The organism is Arthrospira sp. PCC 9901 (genome assembly GCF_059013425.1).
In genome coordinates, this window is the sequence record NZ_CP102296.1 from 546,589 (window position 1) to 566,830 (window position 20,242).

At 44.6% G+C, this 20,242-nt stretch carries 20 protein-coding genes and 1 pseudogene; all 21 read right to left on the reverse strand.

The genetic code is table 11. The features are described from left to right. Positions 1-61 precede the first annotated feature (61 nt). The 21 genes and pseudogenes from NLZ44_RS02515 to NLZ44_RS02615 all read right to left on the reverse strand — a co-directional run bounded on the left by NLZ44_RS02515 (position 62) and on the right by NLZ44_RS02615 (position 20,196). Positions 62-4,189, reverse strand: coding sequence for a PAS domain-containing protein (locus NLZ44_RS02515; RefSeq protein ID WP_493751756.1), 4,128 nt, complete (start codon positions 4,187-4,189; stop codon positions 62-64). 399 nt (positions 4,190-4,588) lie between these two features. Beyond that, positions 4,589-5,755, reverse strand: a complete 1,167-nt coding sequence (locus NLZ44_RS02520) for a cysteine desulfurase family protein (RefSeq protein WP_493751757.1) — start codon at positions 5,753-5,755, stop codon at positions 4,589-4,591. Between the two features lie 10 nt (positions 5,756-5,765). After that, on the reverse strand, positions 5,766-6,179 hold the full coding sequence (locus NLZ44_RS02525) for an HNH endonuclease (RefSeq protein ID WP_493751758.1): 414 nt from the start codon (positions 6,177-6,179) through the stop codon (positions 5,766-5,768). Then, a complete protein-coding gene (locus NLZ44_RS02530) occupies positions 6,172-6,522 on the reverse strand; it encodes a hypothetical protein (protein WP_006623482.1) in 351 nt (116 codons plus the stop codon). Before NLZ44_RS02530 ends, NLZ44_RS02525 begins: the two co-directional genes overlap by 8 nt. A gap of 116 nt (positions 6,523-6,638) precedes the next feature. Beyond that, a pseudogene (locus tag NLZ44_RS02535) lies at positions 6,639-6,770 on the reverse strand (aminotransferase); the annotation flags it as partial. Positions 6,771-6,790: 20 nt separating this feature from the next. Continuing rightward, positions 6,791-7,153, reverse strand: coding sequence for a DUF5615 family PIN-like protein (locus tag NLZ44_RS02540; protein ID WP_493751759.1), 363 nt, complete (start codon positions 7,151-7,153; stop codon positions 6,791-6,793). Further along, positions 7,143-7,484, reverse strand: coding sequence for a DUF433 domain-containing protein (locus NLZ44_RS02545; protein WP_493751760.1), 342 nt, complete (start codon positions 7,482-7,484; stop codon positions 7,143-7,145). Before NLZ44_RS02545 ends, NLZ44_RS02540 begins: the two co-directional genes overlap by 11 nt. A 180-nt stretch (positions 7,485-7,664) precedes the next feature. Further along, the gene (darG, locus tag NLZ44_RS02550) at positions 7,665-8,720 is read right to left on the reverse strand and encodes a type II toxin-antitoxin system antitoxin DNA ADP-ribosyl glycohydrolase DarG (protein WP_008055033.1); all 1,056 of its coding nucleotides are present in this window, start codon (positions 8,718-8,720) and stop codon (positions 7,665-7,667) included. Between the two features lie 35 nt (positions 8,721-8,755). Then, entirely contained in the window at positions 8,756-9,382 is a 627-nt protein-coding gene (gene darT, locus NLZ44_RS02555) for a type II toxin-antitoxin system toxin DNA ADP-ribosyl transferase DarT (RefSeq protein WP_493751761.1), read from the reverse strand. 157 nt (positions 9,383-9,539) lie between these two features. Then, positions 9,540-9,815 (reverse strand): hypothetical protein, encoded by a 276-nt coding sequence (locus NLZ44_RS02560; RefSeq protein WP_228116406.1) that lies wholly within the window; start codon positions 9,813-9,815, stop codon positions 9,540-9,542. 80 nt (positions 9,816-9,895) lie between these two features. Beyond that, entirely contained in the window at positions 9,896-10,093 is a 198-nt protein-coding gene (locus NLZ44_RS02565; protein ID WP_006623474.1) for a DUF2283 domain-containing protein, read from the reverse strand. Positions 10,094-10,215: 122 nt separating this feature from the next. Next, entirely contained in the window at positions 10,216-10,494 is a 279-nt protein-coding gene (locus tag NLZ44_RS02570) for a hypothetical protein (protein ID WP_006623473.1), read from the reverse strand. A gap of 276 nt (positions 10,495-10,770) precedes the next feature. Then, a complete protein-coding gene (locus tag NLZ44_RS02575; protein ID WP_321195562.1) occupies positions 10,771-11,157 on the reverse strand; it encodes a PIN domain-containing protein in 387 nt (128 codons plus the stop codon). 29 nt (positions 11,158-11,186) lie between these two features. Continuing rightward, positions 11,187-11,426, reverse strand: coding sequence for a DUF2281 domain-containing protein (locus NLZ44_RS02580; RefSeq protein WP_493751762.1), 240 nt, complete (start codon positions 11,424-11,426; stop codon positions 11,187-11,189). A 167-nt stretch (positions 11,427-11,593) separates the two neighbouring features. Next, positions 11,594-11,920, reverse strand: coding sequence for a DUF433 domain-containing protein (locus NLZ44_RS02585; protein ID WP_493751763.1), 327 nt, complete (start codon positions 11,918-11,920; stop codon positions 11,594-11,596). Positions 11,921-12,030: 110 nt separating this feature from the next. Next, on the reverse strand, positions 12,031-13,362 hold the full coding sequence (locus NLZ44_RS02590) for a DNA sulfur modification protein DndB (protein WP_493751764.1): 1,332 nt from the start codon (positions 13,360-13,362) through the stop codon (positions 12,031-12,033). Between the two features lie 179 nt (positions 13,363-13,541). After that, entirely contained in the window at positions 13,542-14,669 is a 1,128-nt protein-coding gene (locus NLZ44_RS02595) for an HNH endonuclease domain-containing protein (RefSeq protein ID WP_493751765.1), read from the reverse strand. Between the two features lie 57 nt (positions 14,670-14,726). Beyond that, positions 14,727-15,050, reverse strand: a complete 324-nt coding sequence (locus NLZ44_RS02600; RefSeq protein ID WP_493751766.1) for a phosphoadenosine phosphosulfate reductase family protein — start codon at positions 15,048-15,050, stop codon at positions 14,727-14,729. Positions 15,051-15,117: 67 nt separating this feature from the next. After that, on the reverse strand, positions 15,118-15,726 hold the full coding sequence (locus NLZ44_RS02605; RefSeq protein WP_315639340.1) for a Uma2 family endonuclease: 609 nt from the start codon (positions 15,724-15,726) through the stop codon (positions 15,118-15,120). Positions 15,727-15,749: 23 nt separating this feature from the next. Beyond that, complete coding sequence (locus NLZ44_RS02610) at positions 15,750-19,265, reverse strand: hypothetical protein (protein WP_493751767.1); 3,516 nt, start codon at positions 19,263-19,265, stop codon at positions 15,750-15,752. 4 nt (positions 19,266-19,269) lie between these two features. Beyond that, positions 19,270-20,196, reverse strand: coding sequence for a DUF4007 family protein (locus tag NLZ44_RS02615; RefSeq protein WP_006623463.1), 927 nt, complete (start codon positions 20,194-20,196; stop codon positions 19,270-19,272). Between the last annotated feature and the right edge of the window lie 46 nt (positions 20,197-20,242).

Here is a 20,242-nt window from a genome sequence, read left to right on the forward strand (position 1 = left end):
GCGTTCTTTTGTAATCACCATTGTCCTGGGAATATTAATTATTTTCTGGATACCGAAAATATCAGGTTATTTGAGAGATTTTTAAGCGAGGTAGTCTGATGAAAAACCTGGTTCCACATCCTAAATTAGAATCAAAATAAAGCTCCCCTTGATGATATTTATTAACAATTTGATAACAGGTTGGTAAACCCATTCCCGTCCCCGAACCCACAGGTTTTGTGGTGAAGAAAGGTTCAAATATTTTGTCTTTAACTTCATCGATTATCCCCATACCATTATCCTGAACTGAGATTAAAATTGTCCCAGATTCTTCTAAGGTTGTTGTGATTGTAATTACCCCTTGATAGGTTGAATCTACTTGAGTAATTTGCCGTTCTTTAATGGATTCAATGGCATTGAGCAGCAAGTTCATAAAAACTTGATTAAGTAAGCCAATATAACATTCAAAACTAGGCAAATCACCATAATTTTTAATCACCGTAATTTCCGGTTGTCCTCCCCGACCATTTAACCTATTTTGCAAAATCATTAGGGTGCTATCGAGATTCTCATGGATATCGACCTGCTTCAAATCAGCTTCATCTAAACGGGAAAAAGTTCGCAGGGACTTAACAATATCTCGAATCCGAGCGGCTCCGTTTCTCATGGAATTCAGCATTTTGGGCAAGTCTTCGGCGATGAAGGGAAGATCCAATTCCTCAATGAGTTCGCTCAATTCTATAGGCGGTTCTGGGTAAGTTTCTTGGTAGGCTTGGGTAATTTCCAATAAACCATCTATCGATTCCCTCAAAGGTTCTAGATTGCTATAAATAAAGCTAACCGGATTGTTGATTTCATGGGCAATCCCCGCCACCAGTTGACCCAAGCTGGACATCTTTTCGGCTTGAATTAGTTGCACTTGGGCCTCTTGCAAGTCCCGATAGGCAACTTGCAGTTCTTGGGTGCGCTGGTGAGCAGTTTGATAGAGGTGCGCTTGTTGCATGGCGATCGCAATTTGCATCCCCAGACATTCCAACAACTGAATTTCATCTTGTCGCCACTCTCGAGAGCTATCAATGATGCCCATTTCTAAGCAGGCGATTTTCTCAGCACTGAGAATTGGTAGCATCAAGTACAGATTCACCCCCATGGACTCACAGAACTCATAGATACCTTGATCGTAATCCTCTGGTAGATTTTGCAGGTTAAAAGTAAACACTTGATTGGTCAGTAAAGCATAATGGTAGTCGGGAAACTTTGTGGCATCATAAATCCCTAACCAACTCTGAACACTTGAGTGGCGCTTTTCTTGTACTATTTCCACATAAGGATGACCGTCTTTTGTTCGGTAGCGCGTGAAAGCGCAAATATCAAGGTCAAGCTGGTTAAAAATCCCCTCAACTGCCCTCTGAATAATCTGATCCAAGTCTAGGGATTGACGAATTTCATGGCTGAGGGTATTCAGGAGTTGAGTCTGATTTAAGAGGACTTCCAGTTGTACCTGGGCTTCCACCCGCTCGGTAATATCCCGTGCGGCGGCATAAATCAAATCACCTTGGGGAACAGAGAGCCATTCAATATGACGATAGCTGCCCGATTTAGTGCGATAACGATTGGTAAATTTAATAATCGTTTGCCCTTCGCCGAGGTTGGAAACAGTGGCAAGGGTCGATTCTAAATCATCGGGATGGACGAAATCTAGGAAGGCTCGACCTTCTAACTCCCCTACAGGATAACCCAAAATATTTTCCCAAGCCTGGTTGAGGCGGCGGAAATGACCCCCAATGTCCGCGATACAAAGGAGGTCAAGGGAAATGGTAAAGAAGCGTTCTAGTTCCAGTTCCGCCACTCGGCGATCGGTGATGTCCATGATCACACCGAACATACGGACGACCTGTTGATTCTGAAATTCTAATTCAATGCGACTGTTGATATAGCGGAGCGTCCCATCAGGTCTCAGCGTCCGAAAATCAAAGTTTTGGGGAATGCCTTGATTAGCGGCAGTCACTCGCTCTAGGAAGTAGGCGCGATCTTCGGGGTGAATTTGTTTGAGATGTTCCTCAAAGCTAGGTTCTCCTTGCTCTAAGGGGTGGTTAAATATCCTAAAGACTTCTTCTGACCAGGTGATTTTTTGGGTAGACGGATAAAAAGACCAGTGACCTACGTGGGCAACTTCCTGGGCTTTTTGCAGTTGCTGACTGAGTTCAATCAGGTTAAGTTCAGCTTGTTTGCGATCGCTAATATCACTAAACGTACCAATAAAGCGAACCGGATTCCCCGCCCCGTCCCATTCCACTACACGCCCTTTCGCACCAATCCACTTATAGGAGTTATCTTGGCAACGGATGCGATGTTGATTGTCATAAATGGGGGTTTGTTTCTGTAAGTGTTGCCTCATGTCGGCATTTACAGCTTCTAAATCTTCAGGATGGACGCGACTTGCCCACTCACTGACGAGATTCTTAAATTCATGCTCTGCATAACCGAGTAACCGTTTCCACTGGTTATCAAACAGCACCTCATTGGTCTGGATATTCCAATCCCACAGCCCAATATTGGAGGATTCTAGGGCGAGTTGTAGTCGGAGTTGACTGTCTTTGAGGGCGGTTTCGGCTTGTTTGCGATCGCTAATATCAGCAATCATCGACCAAATATATTGCTGTCCATCCCTCCCTGTGATCAGCATCCCATTCAGTTCAACGGGGACGCAATGCCCTTGTTTGTGGATATATTCCTTTTCATAAGGGCCATATCGTCCAATGGTATTTAGTAACTCCAGTTGTCGAGCTTCATCTTCCCTATACTCAGCCGGGGTTAAATCCCAATAACTAAAACCCTTGAGTTCTTCTACAGTATAACCTGTAATTTCAGTGATGGCGGGGTTGGCTTCAACGAATTGACCCTGCATATCATTTAAGATAATGCCTACGGGGGAGAGTTCAAAGAGCGATCGCAATTTCTCCTGATTCTCTCGATTAGCCTGCTCCATCTCTACCCGCTCGGTGATATCCATCAGGACACCGAACATACGGACTACCTGTTCATCCTGAAATTCTAGTTCAATGCGAGCATCAATGTAGCGAATTGTCCCGTCAGGATTCAGAATCCGATGGTCAAAACTTTGGGGGATGCCTTGATTGGCTGCGCTGACTCGTTCTAAAACGAAAGAGCGATCGTGCGGGTGAACTTTCTCGATATATTCCTCAAAACTGGGTTCTCCTAGCTCTAAGGGGTGGTTAAACATCCTAAAGACTTGTTCTGACCAGGTGATTTTTTGGGTAGACGGATAAAAAGACCAGTGACCTACGTGGGCAACTTCCTGGGCTTTTTGCAGTTGCTGACTGAGGGCGATAATGTCGAGTTCGGCTTGTTTTTGTTGGGTAATATCAATATGACAACCAATCATCCGTAGGGGGTTATCATGGTCATCCCATTCAATCACTTGACCATAGCAAATGACCCAGACTGTTGACCCATCTTTGTGGTGATATCTCACCTCATTATAAAAAGGCACTTTCCCCCGACTCTGAACATGATTTTCAAAGTTTTGGAAGACTTTGGTTAAGTCTTCGGGGAAGATCAGCTTTTGCCAACTTTCGGGAGAATTGGCTAATTCATGATCTGCATACCCTAAAATCCGTTTAAAGCCGGGACTCAAATATTCTTGATTGTTGGGAATATCCCAATCCCAATACCCACCCAAAACTACTTCGAGAATATTTTCCAGCAGTTTAAATTCTTGATTGACCTGTTGGATTTCATCGAGGTTGTCAATGATGCGCCGCAGTTTAGTTTCACTCCGGTTTTGATTGGGGGGAGTGACCTTTTCCTTTTCTATGTAGCCATACCATTGAGTGCCGCCATGGAGTTGGAGTTCAGGCGTGCCGTCCATTGACACCCAAATACACTCACCATCACAATTATAGACGCGGTGCTTGCTGTGCCAGGGGGATAGGGATTGGGCGGATTCCTGGAGAGATTCCCACACCATTGCGCGGTCTTCGGGGTGGATGGCTGCGAAGAAGGGGGTGGCATCGGTGAGAACCTCCTCTAAGCTCAAACCATACAGGTTCCAGAGGTTTTCACTGGCATAAGGGAGGGAAAAATGACCATCTGGGTGTTGTCGCAACTCATAGACGACACCTGGGAGATGGGGCAAGAATTTGGCGAAGCGATCGCCCTGTAGGTTGTGATTCTTCAGTTCTATCATGGCTGAGGGGGGATCTCCTGATCTGAGCCGTAGTTTGATCACAGGCTACATTTGGCAGGTAGACCCTATTCTGTTGATTAATACCATCACGCACAACTCTTGGAAATGGCTTTGATCACAAATCCCAGAGGTTAATTACAATTAATATCTGCTTAAATAGCCCTGGGATCCATTCTAATAATGCAGCTTTCCCCAAAAATGATATTGTTACAAAAATTTAACTGGATGGGAGGTTCGGGGGCTATAGGTCTGGCTCTGTACTGTAATAGTCATTAACTTGAGGATTTTTCAGCGATCGCCTTTGATATTTCGGCGCGTCAAATGTTCAGATATTCGACCTCTTCGTTTCCCGGTAAGCCAAAAACGATCGCTTTTCTAGTTGACAGTGTAGCGATCGCCCTAGGCTTCCATCAACTGGCCGATAGTACCAATAGCACCCGCTAAAATCTCGGCGGCGCGATGAATTTCCGACTCCGTGGTAAATTTGCCAATACCAATTCGCAAGGCTCCTTCCATGGCATTTGGGGATAAAGCGATCGCCCGCAAAACATGGGATGGTGCTTCCACTCCAGAGGAACAAGCCGCCCCCGTAGAAATCGCCAGGCGATCGCGCACTCGTGCTATAATCGCACTATTCGGAACATCTGGAATCGAAATATGCAGATTTCCCGATAAGCGATGATTAATATCTCCATTAACCACCAAACCGGGTATTTTTTCAAGTAGTAAATCCTGTAATTTATCGCGCAAATTAGCAATTCTTGCCTCATCTTCTGCCATTTCCAAACCTCGCAGGCGACAGGCTTCTCCCAACCCCACAATTCCCGGCACGTTGAGAGTACCAGACCTCATTCCTCCTTGATGTCCGCCGCCAAACATAATCGGCTTGAGTGGATAACCTTTTCTAGCCACCAACGCACCGACTCCTTTTGGTCCGTAGAGTTTATGACCAGAAATCGCCAAATAAGTGATTCCCCATTCCTCAAAATTGATAGGTATTTTACCCACAGCTTGGGAGCCATCGCACAAAAAAGCGACCTGGTGAGTTTGGGCAATTTTGCCGATTTCTGCTATGGGATAAATCGTCCCAATTTCGTTATTAGCAGCCATCAGACATAACAGAGAAACCCCATCCCGGCACACCTTATCCACGGATTCCAAGTCGATTTGACCCTGTTTATCAACGGACAAATAAGTGATATCAATTAACCCTTGTTTAACTAAAGCCTCACCGGTATCTAAAACGGCTGGATGTTCCACGGGAGAGACGGCAATTCTCGGCAAATATGGGGATTGATGATTAATGATGCTACCTTGAATAGCCAAATTAATGCTTTCAGTAGCGCCAGAAGTAAAGATGATTTCTCTTGGGGAAGCACCGACTAATTCCGCCACTTGTCGCGCCGCTTGGGATACAGCTTTTTGGGTGCGATCGCCATAACAATGGTCGATACTGCTGGCATTCCCAAATTCTACCGTCATATAATGCAGGATTTTCTCAGCCACTCTGGGGTCAACTGGAGTGGTAGCATGGTAGTCGAGATAGATGGGATAAGAGTCAGTCATTGAATATCTATCAAATCAAGTCTGAACTATTATACAATCGCCGTCTTTCGGTCAGCCGATCCTGGGTATTCATTTGAAGCAGTTTAACCGTCGTGCGTCCTTCTGGAGTCACCCCAAAAATTGTCAATTGTTCCCGAGTAAAGTGTTCTATCCACTCCTGGGTTCTAGGATTGAATAGAAAACTGAATTCTCCCGTTTCTGGATCGAAAGAACCCAGATCGCTACCTTTGTGGCGATTGCAACGCCAGCAGGTCAAAGCCAGGTTATTCGCCTCGGTGATACCGCCGTGTTTTTGGGCGATAATATGGTCGATTTCGTGAGAAAAAAATGCAACATTTGCTGGAAGCAAGCAATATTCACAGCGATAATTGGCTCGTTCTTCAACGAAACGGCGAAGTGATGCGCTGATATAGTTTTCACTCATTTACCCGGTTTAAATAATGAAGATTGCCAGCTTTCAGCATAATAATTAGATGTTCGATTTGTTCGTACTCATCCAATTCTTGCTGTTCGGCGGGTGTCAGTTGCCCCGTTTTGCTACGAGATAGCAACGTTTGTAAGCGTTCCTGCATTTCAGGTGTGGGTTTAAAGGCGGCAATTTCTTCGGGAGTGGGTGCGCTGGCGAGAAAATTGAGGATATAGCGATAAATATGGACCGGGAGTGCCGGTTGTTGGAGAAATTGGACCAGAAGTTCGGGCAGGCGATCGCCCATTTGTGTTAACTGTCCTGAAAGTTCATCTGGGACTTCAATGGTAATTCTAGGCATATCGAACCTCCAATCAAATCGTTGCTTGGCAGAGGGGATAACTTCACCTTAACGGAAAACTGCCGGGTGCGATCGCTTTTTTGTAACAACTCATCCTGAGTAAGAGTTTCGCGATCGCCATAACAATGGTCGATACTGCTGGCATTACCAAATTCTGTCGTCATATAATGCAGCATTTTCTCGGCCACTCTCGGGTCAACTGGAGTCGTGGCATGGTAGTCGAGATAGATAGGGGGAGAGTCAGTCATCAGATATCAACGGTTTGAGATTACTTCAGTGGGATGTGAATGATTAGGTCTTGAAATTCATTTTCCTCTGCTGCGATCGCAATAAAAATCAACTCTTGAATAACGACCCCAACTTCTGCTTTTGGACGCAAAACAAAAATTCCCGGTATGTGGTGACCTTGGGTTAGATGTTCCGCCAAATGTACTGGCATTGACCGGCGATTGTTCGTCACCAGAACAAACTTGTTGAGTTCGCACCACAACAATATTTCTGGATCTTGAGTCCCTCTGGGTGGAATTCCTGGGTCCCCCACCATCCAAACGGTTAAATCCCGGGTACGACGTAAAATTTGCTCTTGATAGAGAGGAGGTAAGTTTTCATCAATTAAGTATTTAATGTTCATGGAAAACTGGCTTTTTTATCCCTCCTTCTGCTTTTAAATTTAAGAGTCTGACCACAGGCGGCGGAGGATTATTATCCTGTTCGCGCTCAGATTTTAGGCAATATTCCAACCAGTTGCCCATGTAATTGCTTACGATGTCTCGATGGTGAAGATAGTACAGAATTGTGGCATAAACTTGCTCTAGAGTCAGCGAAGGATAAGTTTTCGCGATTTCCTCAGCCGTGCAACGGCGATAGATGTACTCATAGAGAATCGTTTCAATACCGATTCGGGTGCCTTTGATGCGAATTTCATCAGAGGAGAGAATGTCAAAGTAATCCTGAATTTGCATTTTGTCTTAACTCAGTTTTCTGCTATTATAGCTGAAAGGCTAACACTTAGAGGTTAAAAGATGAAAATAATTTTCAGGTTTTGGCATCCAAGTCATAGCATTGATGATTTGCCGTGTCATTACCTGCCGTATTCGGCGATCAATACTTATCCTTGGCTCATTTTTTTGGGGTCATGAACATTATGGGGTTTCGGCATCGCTATTGATATTAAACCAGTTCTGAGTGTGAAGGCGTTCCCAAGCTATTCGCAGATGGTTAGGTTTAAATAGATGGCGCTTGCGATCGCTCCATTCCTGTACTTTTTCAATAGCGCGATCGCAATCGATGGCAGCTTGCGGATCTTCCGTGGCCACCCAGTGAAGGGTTGCCAACATTTCCAGCCCGTAAGGGGTCTCAAATCCTTCAATTAAATCGCTGACTCGTTGCAGGCGCGCGCCCGTATCGGGATGTGCTGATAAAAAGCGATCGGCAGCGTCACGACCCTTTTCTAAGACATACATTGCCGAAGTTTCAGTGCGATCGCCATATCCGCGAATGTAATGACCTTCAATCTTTTGCAAAACATGATTAAGATTGTCTGCATAAGGTCCGAATTGATGTTTGACGTAGCGCAGTCTTAACGGTTCGCCAGCTACTTGCAAAAAATAGGCGAGTTTTTGAATTTCCAGCTTAGTTAAGCGATACCCAGGAATCCCGTACAATTCCAGCAAGCGAATCAATAAAGCACGCCCGATGGTCATTTTAGGGGTAGAGGTAGCCACCGGTATTTGGTCCGCCACCGGTGCGCCAGTCGGTTCAAAAATCATCACCTCAATATCGGGAACTTCCGCAAAAGATTGAACGATGAGAGGCTTAACTGCCGCCCAATCTAAGCCCCCATTTCCGCATCCCAGAGGAGGAATTGCGATCGAGGTAATTTCTAACCGTTTGACTTCCTCAACCAGTGCAATTAATCCCGCTTTGATATCTTCTATTTTAGATTTTCCCTTCCAGTGGCGCTTAGTGGGGAAATTAATGATGTATTTGGGGAATAGCTTATCCGTAGCAACTACAAACATCTGCCCCGGATGGATTCTCTTAGCATCACAAGCTGTTTTATAGGCTCGGAAATTTTCCGGGAACGCCTGCTTAAATTGCAAAGCAATCCCCTTCCCCATGACACCGACACAGTTAACGGTGTTCACCAGGGCATCAGCCTTTTCTGTCAATAGGTTGCCTTGCTTAAAGTGAATCATTGCCGGGAGTTGCTCTTTTGGTCAATGCCTTAATTTTAATAGTACCATTCCCGAAAAACCTTTACAGGTGTCGAAATCGTAAAGTTTTGTAATATTTCTTCAACCTCGGCTTTTCTTCCGGCATCTATCACCCCGATTTCTCGCACGAGTGTCCAAGGGAAGAACTCATAAACCAAGAATTCCGCTTGTCTGCGGCGCTTTCGGTCTCCATCCTCTGGAGTATCTGCCCAATACCGTGCATTCATAATCTCCCAATCAATCGCATTGAGAGAGTCGAGATTGTCATAAAATTCTGAATACCTAACAATTGCGTGACCGTCCGTAAATGCAAAAGGAAGACTTGCTGCTGCGATATCCTCCGCTGTTGCCACTAAGTGAATCACCGGACTTTGCCCCTGTTCATATCCTTGAACGTTGCCTCTGGAGATGGCATAAAGCATCGGAGAACGAGGCGCAAAATACCAAGGAACGTAATCATGAAGAGTGCCGCCCCTGGAACAAGGAATATTAATTTGAGCGCGTTTATTCTGGATGGTTTCGTGAGCAATATCTACATAATTGATCCGCTGAGATTTTAAGCGATTGTTAGCAAGGAGGCCCTCAGAACGCAAAATAGAGGGTAAATTTTTAAGATGGGTAATATGGTAGATATAGGTGGTCATCTGACAATCATAGGGGGACGGAGGAGGGTAAGCAGATCTCAATCAGGCGTGACAGCAGGATTTGAGGGTAAGCATCATGTACTCATCACTCATTCCCGCCCGTTTCATTTCCACATACTGTAAGCTAACTTTTTTGTCAATTAAATTTAATACCGAATTAGATGGGCTTACCCTGTCGATTATAGCAATTGGGGATTCGGGAAAGCTGCGATCGCATTTCTAGTTGACAGTGTAGCGATCGCCACTTCAGAAATCTGACAACTACTTCCTCCGGCGGAACTAAGGGAACCTTGCTCAAAACCTGTTTAAATTGTTCCCAATTCCCCCGTTTTGCTGGCTCCACGACATAATCTTGAGTCATCCAAGGGGAAACTTGAGCCGAAAAGGCGATCGCCACCCATTGGTCAAGGGAGATATTGTCTCTTTCTGCCAATTTGGTAATTTGGTGGTACAAGGTATGGGAAATGGTTAGGTTTAACTAACGCATTTAAAGTGGGCACATCAAGCTAAAGGTCAATTTTCACAACTCACTTCAGCAGTGGAGTTTTTAGCCATAAATTCTTTGACATCTAAAACCTCGATTGTCACTACCTCTCCACTGGAAGAATAGTGAAGAATTAGGGAGCCTTCATCTTCAGCATAGGCAATGGGTTCCTCTGATAGTTCAATCAGCAAAGCATCCACATCTGGACTATATCGAATCCGTTTCATATCGCGACCTCCTTCCTGGGTAGTGGGTAATGACTAAAATGCGATCGGCATATTCTCTGTAAACGACTCTGAGAACTAAAGTCTCATTTAATCTTTTTTGAGCGATGTATTTTTCTCCTCCCCTAGACTCTACTTTGTCTGGCGCTCGGATTGTGTCTTGAATTATCTCTGGAGAAGTGGTTTTGAATCGCCATGAGAGACATTTGCCAAACCCCGTTTGTCCAACCGCTGACTATCTCTGCTTTTTTCCATAAAGGGAGCGATCGCCACAATTTAAACTGATGGAGTTCAGCATTGATATCAGTATCGATAGACTGGGTTCTATAGTTGGGCTGAATCTCGCTTATTTGTGTCAGTTGTCCCGAAAGTTCATCCGGCACATCAATGGTAATTCTAGGCATATCGAACCTCCAATCAAATCGTTGCTTGGCAGAGAGAGAGGTGGTCGAGATAGAAGGGAAAGGTTTAAAGCATCTGCCATCACCCTGAAATTTAACCCCCTGAATACGCTCTGTAGATCAAGAGAAATATAAGAGGAACTTTCCAGCGAACACTCCCTAAACAAAGTCAGGACTAAGTAGGTAGGCGAAAATATTTCCAGATTCGTTTTGCCTAAAACCCTTTTGCTGCCAGGGTTATGCCGGTTGCTCAACTTCGGGTTAATTCCGCCGACCTACTTAGCTGGGAGGCATAATGAGAGGAATTTCTTGATTTCGGTTTTTGCGGTAAATCGTAAAATCGCTGTCGAGGGTTAACACCATACTTTGAGGATATAACTCAGCCATCCTAACGATACAGGCATCTGCAAGGGACATCGGCACCGACTGGTAGCGCCTCGACAGTTCTTGTATGGAAGCGGCTTCTTCATTCAAGCGAAAAGAGATTTGAATCGTGCCGTTATTTAGTAAATAAATAACTGACTCTTGACCGTTATGTAGGTTTTTTAAAAGAAAACAAGCCTCTGAAATTACCGATTCACAAGTCAATAAAGGCGGTTTAACTTGAGCCACTTCCTGTTTTACCCACTCATGCCAACTATCGCGTTTATTAAGTAACGCAACCAATGGCCCCGTATCGATGATGATTCCCCGTCTCATGACCTGCCGTATCCCTCAAGATAATTTTTGTTTGTTGAGAGATCCGCTGGTCCTTCCACACAGCCAATAAATTGTGCCGCTTTAGTGAGAACTGATTCGGCAGTTTCATCTTCTTGAGAGAGATCTGTATCGGGTCCAATTTTTAAGTGTAACAATTCTACGAAATTAAGCACTTCCTGCTGTTTTTCAGGAGGTAAATTTTCCAATTTTTCCACAATGGTCTGAACAAGGCTCATGGGGGATCTCCATTTCTAGTTTATTCAGTATTATATCAGGTTGAAAGTGATTGTGACCCATCCAGGAATAGAATCGCGATCGCTGGGTGGACATCGTGACCCGCTAAACGCAGGAATTCGACAATTGGAATCGGGAAATTTTCATCGGCATCAAGACGCGCCCGGTTTCAATCTTCCTCATTTCTTTGAATTGCCGCTTCCATTTCCTCTGGGTGTGCCTGGGAATAGTTCCAAGCATTGACTAAATCCTCGGCGCTGAGTTGAGGAAAATCCTGTAAAATACGACCATCAGACGCCCCTAATCGACGATAGTTGACGAGAGACCAAACGGGGATGCGTGTATTGGTGATTCTAGCATCGCCGCCACAGACTCCAGGGTTTTTTTCAATCCCTTTCCAACTGTTACTTAAACTTTGGGCGAGAATTTGAATCGCTTGGGCTTTTTCTTCTGGCGTTAAGGCTAGGAGTTGGGTTTCTAGTTCTTTTAGGGACATATTTTAAAGGGTGGTACTCTTTCATCTGAGAAACGGAGGACCGGCGATCGCCTTTCTAGAAGTCTGCCTGACCCGTCTTAGAGTGGGCGATCGCTAACTCTCATTTTCTCTCATTCATTTTCATCATCATCTACTTCGTTGGCATGAGAGTTGCCCGACCAATTAATTTGAGGCAATAAAGATGCTTTTTGGTCGTCTATCGCGTCACGATATTTTTGCTTAAGCTCCCGTATTTTCACATTAACTTTTAGTCCTAAAGCATGACTAATTAGCGAAACAATTAAAGCTCTCTCACTCTTACTTCCTACAATTCTTTGTGTAGATGGATTCCAAACCAGATTTCTCCAGGGAGCTAGATTAATGTCCATAGGTACATTAGTCATAATTGCATCGATTGCATTTTCTATAGACTTTCCTTGAATTCCTGCTTGTTTTATTACTTCAGCAACTATGTATTGTCCAATCGGTCTTGCAAAAACATTTCCTCCAGCAATAGGTTTACCTTTTTCATTAAAGGGTATAGACCCATCATCATTGATATATCTCCTAAGATCTCCTGGCTTCTTTTTGCCATTAACCACAGGTTCAAATCCAGGGCATTTATTTAGCATCAATATCCATATCTGTTCTAAAAATGTGTAGTAGCTTTCTAATTCATCATTTGAAGGTCTAAATTGCTTGAATCCTTGGTCTATTTCCAATCCCCCATCATAGCAACCCAGGAGAATTTCATTAGTTTCATAAAAAGCGGCAAGGGTTGTTATATAAGGATAATCATTTTTATTTTGGTGGATTTGTTTAGTCCCTAGTTTAATTGACACTAAATTTTTAATAATTTCATTTTCTTTCACAAGCTGACGAGTAACAATAGCTATAGCGTCATCTTCATCAATGGCTATATTTTGTCCAGCAGTCGTAGGTTTAGCTCGGCGGTTGAGAGTAGAAAACAACCGGCGAGTTCGCTGTAGACCCTCTTGCGTTTCTTCATGTTTCAGAATAATAATGCTAATTTCTTCTTTCGCAAGATCGGGATTGATTTTTATTGCTTCTTGGATAGACCGTAGCCGGTGTTGACCATCAAGAGCATAGTAGATTTGGCTTCCATCGAAGCGCAATAAACCAAAACCATAGCTATGTCGCTCGTCATTATCATCTATCAAGGGATGGTCATCAACTGTCATTTGCGAAAATTCAGGTTCACCCCCATAGACAGCAACCACCAACGCCCCATAAAACCTCTGTTTTTCATTCACTAAATATGGAACCATCTCTTTGCTAACACACCCGGTAATTTCTCTTTGAATCAACTCATTCAATTCTTTGTTCGGGCGAATTTCTTCAGTGGTTTGACATTCTCTTGCTATTTTCCCAAGCTTCATCACGGTTACATAATATTGCCAATCACCCATTTTTGCTTTTAAGGCTGGAACATAATCTGCCATTTTATCTCCTATCTTCCGTTTAACAAAAATTAATTAATCGAATGCTTTAGCTCAGAGTTTTTCTCTTTAAGGTATTGGTGTGTTCCAGGCAGTGTGACAACACGTTTTCCTCCTGTTGTACATAATCTTTACATTTAACTCACCCATTTATCGCTAGGCGAGAGTTCTTGTTAATTTTATCAGATCCAATCCTCAAACCCTTGCCTCGCAGCAATTTCCGTTAAAGGAAGAATCGTAGATTCATAAGCAGATCTCAGCCTGTCGATTTTAAGTAAATCTAATGAATTAGAAATTTTGAGATCCATTAAATACGATTCTACTTGTTTTAACCAGTTGTGCAATCCCAGAATTTGATAGCAAACGGTTAATCCTTGGTGTTGCTGCAACACAAAATTATTAAAATATACTCGATTGGGTAACTTATTAGATTTCGAGGAATTAATTTCTGGAAGAGTTGGAACTAAATTCCAAAGGCGATCGTGCGCGACATACGACCAGGGTAAATAGTGGTCGATAGAAATATTATTAGGGGTTAAAATGGTTCCTGAATAAATACACCTGACCTCGCTATGCTCTAAAACCAATTTCCAATACTTCGTCTGAGATGACAGGGAATCTCGTTTTTGTGGCGGGAATAGTTTATTGGCAACGGCTGGAACATTGGGATTGCACTTTTGCATATATTTGAGCCATTCCCAACACACCCAACCGCGAACGATCGCATAGTTTTCTTTCAAATAAGAAACCCATTCCGAATGTAAAATAATCCCACGGCACTCTTGCTTTACCGTTGAATCAAAACAATACAAGGGTTTGCAGATATCAAAGTAACGTTGGGTAACCTTCGGCATTTCGCGATCTACTCCATGATCGATGTCTACACCTTTTAACTGTTTCCTCATAAAAGGCATAAGCAGCCGGAATGGAACATATCGACTGATATAGTTAACAATATCCTCTAAGTCTTGAACACCTATTGTTGTTCGCAGGAGTTTTTTATCAGGGTCCCTAAATTTTAATATGGGTTCACCCACCTCTAATTCAAGAGCATCCAATTTGTCTGCTATTTTATCTTGGGAACCAAAGGATAATTTAAAATAATTGTGCGGATACCAAGCATTTGCCAGCATCTCAATGATGATTTCGCGGAAACTAATCGATATTAATTTTTGAAAATTTTTGCGAACTAGAATATCTAAAAGTGACAAGAAAAAAAGATATTTGTAAGAATTTGTGGTATGTACAAATAACCCGGATAACGCTGAAATATTCAGTTTTTCAGAATTGGGGAGATCGGAGGCATTCATTTTGGGGTTAACAACCGATTTGTAAGATTAGATAAAAATTTGATTACAAATGACAAGCTAAACAGGGGAAATCATCATCTTCATATCTAACGGCTTGATTTTCATCATCACTGTACACCACCGCTTTTTGGGAGAGGGGAGTAACCCGCCATGAATGTCGAGCCAATGGTCAAATCCGCGTTTGGGGCTCAGATAGTGGATTTTAATCCCTAAGCGAGCTTTGATGCGATCGAGATACTCGTAAGTTTCGGGCAACTCCTTATGAGTGTCGCAGAAGAAGTATTCCATCTGCGGCACCTGTTTGTGCAGGAGTACGGCGAGGGCCGTGCTGTCCTTGCCACCGGATAAACCGAGGATATGTCGAAGGGGTTTGTTGCTCATATCTCCTGTAATTTTCCCACATTTCGGGCTGCTCACCCTAACTTTAGCAAGTTTTTCGAGGGCTTTTTTACCAAATTTTGCTTAAATCCAGAACAAACCCAGGCAAGATTGGCTCGCCACTAACTGTAGCCGGACTATTGAGGCATTCTACCGCATTTCCGGGACGATATATGTAAACTCGACGCTGTTTGCAGTCTATCAGCCATCCCAGTTGCACCCCATTATCGATGTACTGTTGCATTTTGTCTTGGAGTAGTTTTAAGGGGTCAGATAGCGATCGCAATTCCACCACAAAATCCGGCGCAAGGGGAGCAAATTGTTCCTGTTCTTCTGCTGTAAGGGCGTTCCATCGTTCCAACTTCACCCAAGCAGCATCGGGAGAAATTTGCGCTCCATTCGGTAAAGTAAAACCCGTACCCGAATCAAACCCAATTCCCGTCTCGTCTCCTTCAGTCCAGTTATAAAGCTGGCCGAGTAGTCTAAAATTGCGTCCACCCGTTTCGCTGCCAGTGGGGGGCATAATCACTAATTCTCCTGTGGCTGTGCGTTCAAGGCGTAAGTCTCGATTGAGTTGACAAATTTCTAAAAATTGCTCTGGGGTTAACTCGATCGCCGGATGGAGATGCAACACCACCGGATGATTTTCCATAGTCTGAGGAGTTTTCGTCGGATTCATGGTAAACCTGCTGGATTTGGCGATTAATTCACACTGATTTGATCGGCTTCAGGCTTCAGGGTTTCACGCTTTCCCTGCATTTGAGGAATATTCTCGGGGGAGGTTGCTGCCAAAACTCTTTCGGTTAGTTTAGCAACAAAGGCTTGCTGGAGTTGAGGATTATCTCGCAAAATCGGTTTTTGCAATATTTCTTCAACCAACGCCTCGATTTTACCTTGGGATTCGCGATCGCTCCAGACTATGCCGTGGGTTTCCTTGCCGTCGGGACGGGTAACGGTAATCCGCCGCGCCTCAAATCCCTCTCCTTTGGCGGCGACTTCTTTCTGCAACGCTTCCAGGTTCTTAAACCTTCTGGCGATGTCGCTGAGTTTAATCTCGAATCCGGTGGCATCTTCATCAGTCCAGGACTCCGCAGGTTTATCGGCAACTATCATCACCAGTGCTTCTAACCACTGGCGATCGCTTTTATTCTCATCTGCTGCCGCCTGAGCAAAACTGGTTAGGCGACGTTCCAGAGATTGACCGCTAATATAACTCGCACGCACTCGCAAATCTTCCCGCAGGCGAGTTTCGGGGCTTCTGATGCCAAACGCCTCGTATAAGCGCGTCTGACAGTCGTTGAGCAAGCAATCATAAGCCGTCTGAATCTCTCGCAGGGCTTCTACTAGCTTGGTGCGGAGGGTTTTGGCAATATTGGTATCCTCTCCCTCTTGGCTGGTAATTGCCGGCAAACCACAGGCTTGCGGTAAAGATGTAAACACCAGTTCGTCGGGTTCCTGGTCTCGCTGCAACGCCTGCAACACCCCCACTGCTTGGGCGCTGAGGCGCTTAGTTTGAGTGGTGTAGGGGGGTAATGCTTTGGCGAATTGAAACAAGGGTTTAACGACTGTTAACAGGGTGATATTACGAAGCCCCGGTTTATTGAGGGGTTTGCGTTTCCCCCAAATTGCCTCCAATTCTTTAAAGACTTGCGATCGCACTCCGAGGACTTCAAAGTATTTCACGGAAAAGCGATCGGGATACCTCACCAATATCTCGAAATGTTCCAATCCCAACACGGGGATAAAGGAGCCATCTTTATAAACCCCCACGTCGTCGATAAGGTAAAGCAGCACCGCCGCTAACAATATGGCGATCGCCCCTTGTTTCATGCCGTAGGGAGGCGCTTGCAGGCGCTGATAAAGCAAATCTAAGGTTTGCTGTTGTTCTTTCGCTTCCAGACAAAAGGTTTCAATCGCCTTCCAAACGTTGAAAATCCCCGCATCTTCCGGCGGCGGGTAAAATCCCCACTGGTCATCCTCGCAGCGATGGATTTTGGTTTCCGACAAAAGGGAGTAATAGATACTCACTTCCGGGCCGTATCCTGTCAATTCTAACCGTTGGCGATCGCCGTATTGCAACATTGCCGAAATCAACTCCAGTCTCGCCTTAGCGCCTTGGGAGGTGAGGTCGCGCCGATTGATTAGTTCATTCCACAAAATCGGGGTTTGAGGATAAACCTGATCGCACACCCGCGACAGTTGGGCGTGAAAATGGGTAATGTGGTTGAGGGTTTCTTGTTTTCCCAAAATCCAGCATTGGTTGGGATTTTCCGCGAGGTCAAAAGCCTGACTAAGGCTATCATCAAATAACTCCTCGGCTTGCACTAAACGGTAACGCACTTCTCGCCGCGCCACCCCGTCGCTTTGCAATTCGGGAGCATTATTTTCAATGTGTCGCAATGCAGCCAATTCCCGCGCCTGTATCCGCAAGGTTTCCAATTTGGCGACACCAACCACGATTAAAGGTTTGCCGTCGGTGGTCATTTCTGGCATAACATTGGGCAATTGTTCCCCCACCCAATAAGCGATCGCACCGTCGGCATCTTTCAGGGTACAAGAAAGAGCGGAGAGATGTATAGGATTATCAAGATAGCGCCGTTCAAAATAGCGCAGGGTTCCTGTAACATAACTGTGTCGTTGGGCGACTAGGGGTTCCAAAGGGCGAATTTCCGACAGAAGTTCGACTAGGGTGGTGCGATCGCTTCCCAAATAGTCGGCTACGGCGCTATCTACATTAAAATCAGACCCTTCCCAAATCCGCAACTCATCAACTTGTCGCCGATAGGTAACGATTCCTTTTTGCAGCAGGTTCTCGATCGCTTTTTCCCACTCCTGGGACTCGTCCACACCGTCACACATTGCCAAAGCCACAAGCGATCGTGTAGCTTTCAGCCCCCCGGTGGTGGTGACAATATTTAAGGTTCCGATAGTTTTCAGCACCCGTAAACTGTCAGGATCCAAGGTTTTGGAAACATCGTTAATTAAGCCCTGCACTTCTATCCATCGTTGCAGTTTCGGGCGGGAGGTGATACCCATCCCCACGGCTTCGATAAAATAGTCGTAAACACGGTCGAGTTTCAAGGTCGGCAGTTTCGTATCATCTGCGATCGTCTCTTCTAAATAGCGCCTAAAGGAATAGGGTTCGGCACTGGTGAGGAATGTAAATAAGGAGCGATCGTTTTGGGCGTATTGGGTGCATAATTCAGGTAATACTAACGCCGCCAACGGATGCAGGGGATAGGTTGCACCCAGCACCTCAGTAGTGATGTCTGAGGTAAGTGCGACAGGTAGTGAATCAAACCATTGTCTAGCCCTGTCATTAATCGCGCCTGTATAGGTTTTGGCATTTGAAGCATCGATCGCCTTACCCACCAATCGAAGCATTTGAGGGGAGGAATCTTTAAAGGGGATATCTTCAAACCTGCCTTGAATTTTCGCCCATTCGTTGCGTTGAACAGAACTCAATCTTTCCCCATAGTCTGCAAAGGCTTGATGTAGCAAACCAATTAAATAAATGGGAGAATTGCTATCACGAGGAAGTTCTGCTAATTGTTGCAACAGATATAAATCTTCTGCCCCTTGATTTTGGGCGACAAATTCTAGGTTTTTCCCTAACTCATCAATGATAATTAACAGGGGAGTTGCGGCGGCTTTACTAATTTCTTTAACTAGGGTGACAACATCTTTACTATTGACAGAGTTTTGGTGGTCAATTTCTGCATTTAAATCTACTAAGTCTCGGTATACTTGGGGTCTTTTCTGTGGGTTTTTGTCAGCCCAAAAACTTTCACAGCCACGATATAAAGCCCTAATAATTGTATGGCTTAAAGGTTCCCTTTGTGCGGTGACAATCGCCCTAAAAAAACCTGCTTTGGGGATAGTTTTAGTTAATGATAAATACTCTTTACTGTCGCTACCAAGGGTAGTTTCAATTAGTGCTAAGGCTTCCTGGTGGGCGGAATTTTTTTCGTCGCCACAGGCGGCAATTAAGAATTGAGCAAAGGATGATTTTCCGGTTCCATAGACTCCGGTTAGCGTCCAGGCGCGGTTAGCTTGGGGGTTAGTAAATCCGGTCAAAATTCGCCGCAGTGCATCTAGCGATCGCTCTGTTAGAATATATCCGGCTAAGGCTTCCACATTGTCAAAATCCCGCTCGATATTGATAGACCGAGAATAGCGACGATTGAGGCTAAAATAATCTGATAAAAGTTTAGGCATTGGATTAATCAACTCTCCTTTTATTGTAATACATTCCCAGCAGATGATCCGCTAATTCTTGGGGATTTTGGGTAAAGTAAAACTGAATTAATCCGGCGGCTTCCGATAAACCGATCGCATCCCACCCCCGCGCCACCCGTTCAATGGCATCACAGACGGCACTTTCTGGCAACTTAAATACCATACCGGGGCTACCGATATCATAAAGCAGCCGAGACAGGGCGATCGTGCGTTGTTCACGCCCCACAAATTCAGCGTATTCTAAGCAGGCTGCTACTACAATTTCCGGGGGTAAATTCCGCTTCTGGTTGACTCGGAAGGTGTAATATTTAGAGTCGCCAGCCCTAGTAATTAAACCCAATTCGGCAAAAGGACAATCAATCGAATCCTCACTCACTTGATGATTTCGGCTTTGTTTAACGTACATCCTTAGCAGACAGCTAACATCTTTATTAATTGAAGAATCAGCCAGATTTTTTTTGAGAGTTTTCCCATAGTCGGACACCGCCAAGAACAAATCATTTTGGGAAAATTCCACCCGCCGAAACTGATTAAAAGTGTAATGCCATGCTGCCGCGTCGCAGGGGGGTTTGAGCAAATTCCAGTGTAGCAACCACAGAGAAGCTGGATCTTCCAAAAACGGATCCCAGCCGTCATCTTTTAAAAGATTTTCGCCGAATACTGTAGGGCGATCGCCTTCTAAAATCTTAAAGGCTTGACACCAATAACGAAGCGATCGCACCATATTTTTCCCCACACCGAGACGCACTGGCGCATCTTCCGCCAAAAATACCCCAGGATCTTCCTTAGCTTTATCAAAACCCTTTTTCAGCCAGCCAAACCGAGGGTGAAAGGTCTCGTGACGGGCAAAAACCGGATTCACGCTTTGGGGTGGATCGATGATATGACGATTGAGGCTGGTTTGAATCACGATGGTTTCCGGTGACGTCTGGTAAACAAAACCCTTATTGTTACCC

Bases quoted from the DNA above. Each gene is read 5' to 3' on its own strand.
- NLZ44_RS02520 (WP_493751757.1), bottom strand. From the start codon at position 5,755: ATGACTGACTCTTATCCCATCTATCTCGACTACCATGCTACCACTCCA.
- NLZ44_RS02570 (WP_006623473.1), bottom strand. From the start codon at position 10,494: ATGCCTAGAATTACCATTGATGTGCCGGATGAACTTTCGGGACAACTG.
- NLZ44_RS02580 (WP_493751762.1), bottom strand. From the start codon at position 11,426: ATGAGCCTTGTTCAGACCATTGTGGAAAAATTGGAAAATTTACCTCCT.
- NLZ44_RS02540 (WP_493751759.1), bottom strand. From the start codon at position 7,153: ATGAACATTAAATACTTAATTGATGAAAACTTACCTCCTCTCTATCAA.
- NLZ44_RS02605 (WP_315639340.1), bottom strand. From the start codon at position 15,726: ATGAATCCGACGAAAACTCCTCAGACTATGGAAAATCATCCGGTGGTG.
- NLZ44_RS02595 (WP_493751765.1), bottom strand. From the start codon at position 14,669: ATGAATGCCTCCGATCTCCCCAATTCTGAAAAACTGAATATTTCAGCG.
- NLZ44_RS02590 (WP_493751764.1), bottom strand. From the start codon at position 13,362: ATGGCAGATTATGTTCCAGCCTTAAAAGCAAAAATGGGTGATTGGCAA.
- NLZ44_RS02585 (WP_493751763.1), bottom strand. From the start codon at position 11,920: ATGTCCCTAAAAGAACTAGAAACCCAACTCCTAGCCTTAACGCCAGAA.
- NLZ44_RS02565 (WP_006623474.1), bottom strand. From the start codon at position 10,093: ATGAAACGGATTCGATATAGTCCAGATGTGGATGCTTTGCTGATTGAA.
- NLZ44_RS02515 (WP_493751756.1), bottom strand. From the start codon at position 4,189: ATGATAGAACTGAAGAATCACAACCTACAGGGCGATCGCTTCGCCAAA.
- NLZ44_RS02545 (WP_493751760.1), bottom strand. From the start codon at position 7,484: ATGCAAATTCAGGATTACTTTGACATTCTCTCCTCTGATGAAATTCGC.
- darG (WP_008055033.1), bottom strand. From the start codon at position 8,720: ATGATTCACTTTAAGCAAGGCAACCTATTGACAGAAAAGGCTGATGCC.
- NLZ44_RS02610 (WP_493751767.1), bottom strand. From the start codon at position 19,265: ATGCCTAAACTTTTATCAGATTATTTTAGCCTCAATCGTCGCTATTCT.
- NLZ44_RS02600 (WP_493751766.1), bottom strand. From the start codon at position 15,050: ATGAGCAACAAACCCCTTCGACATATCCTCGGTTTATCCGGTGGCAAG.
- NLZ44_RS02525 (WP_493751758.1), bottom strand. From the start codon at position 6,179: ATGAGTGAAAACTATATCAGCGCATCACTTCGCCGTTTCGTTGAAGAA.
- NLZ44_RS02530 (WP_006623482.1), bottom strand. From the start codon at position 6,522: ATGCCTAGAATTACCATTGAAGTCCCAGATGAACTTTCAGGACAGTTA.
- darT (WP_493751761.1), bottom strand. From the start codon at position 9,382: ATGACCACCTATATCTACCATATTACCCATCTTAAAAATTTACCCTCT.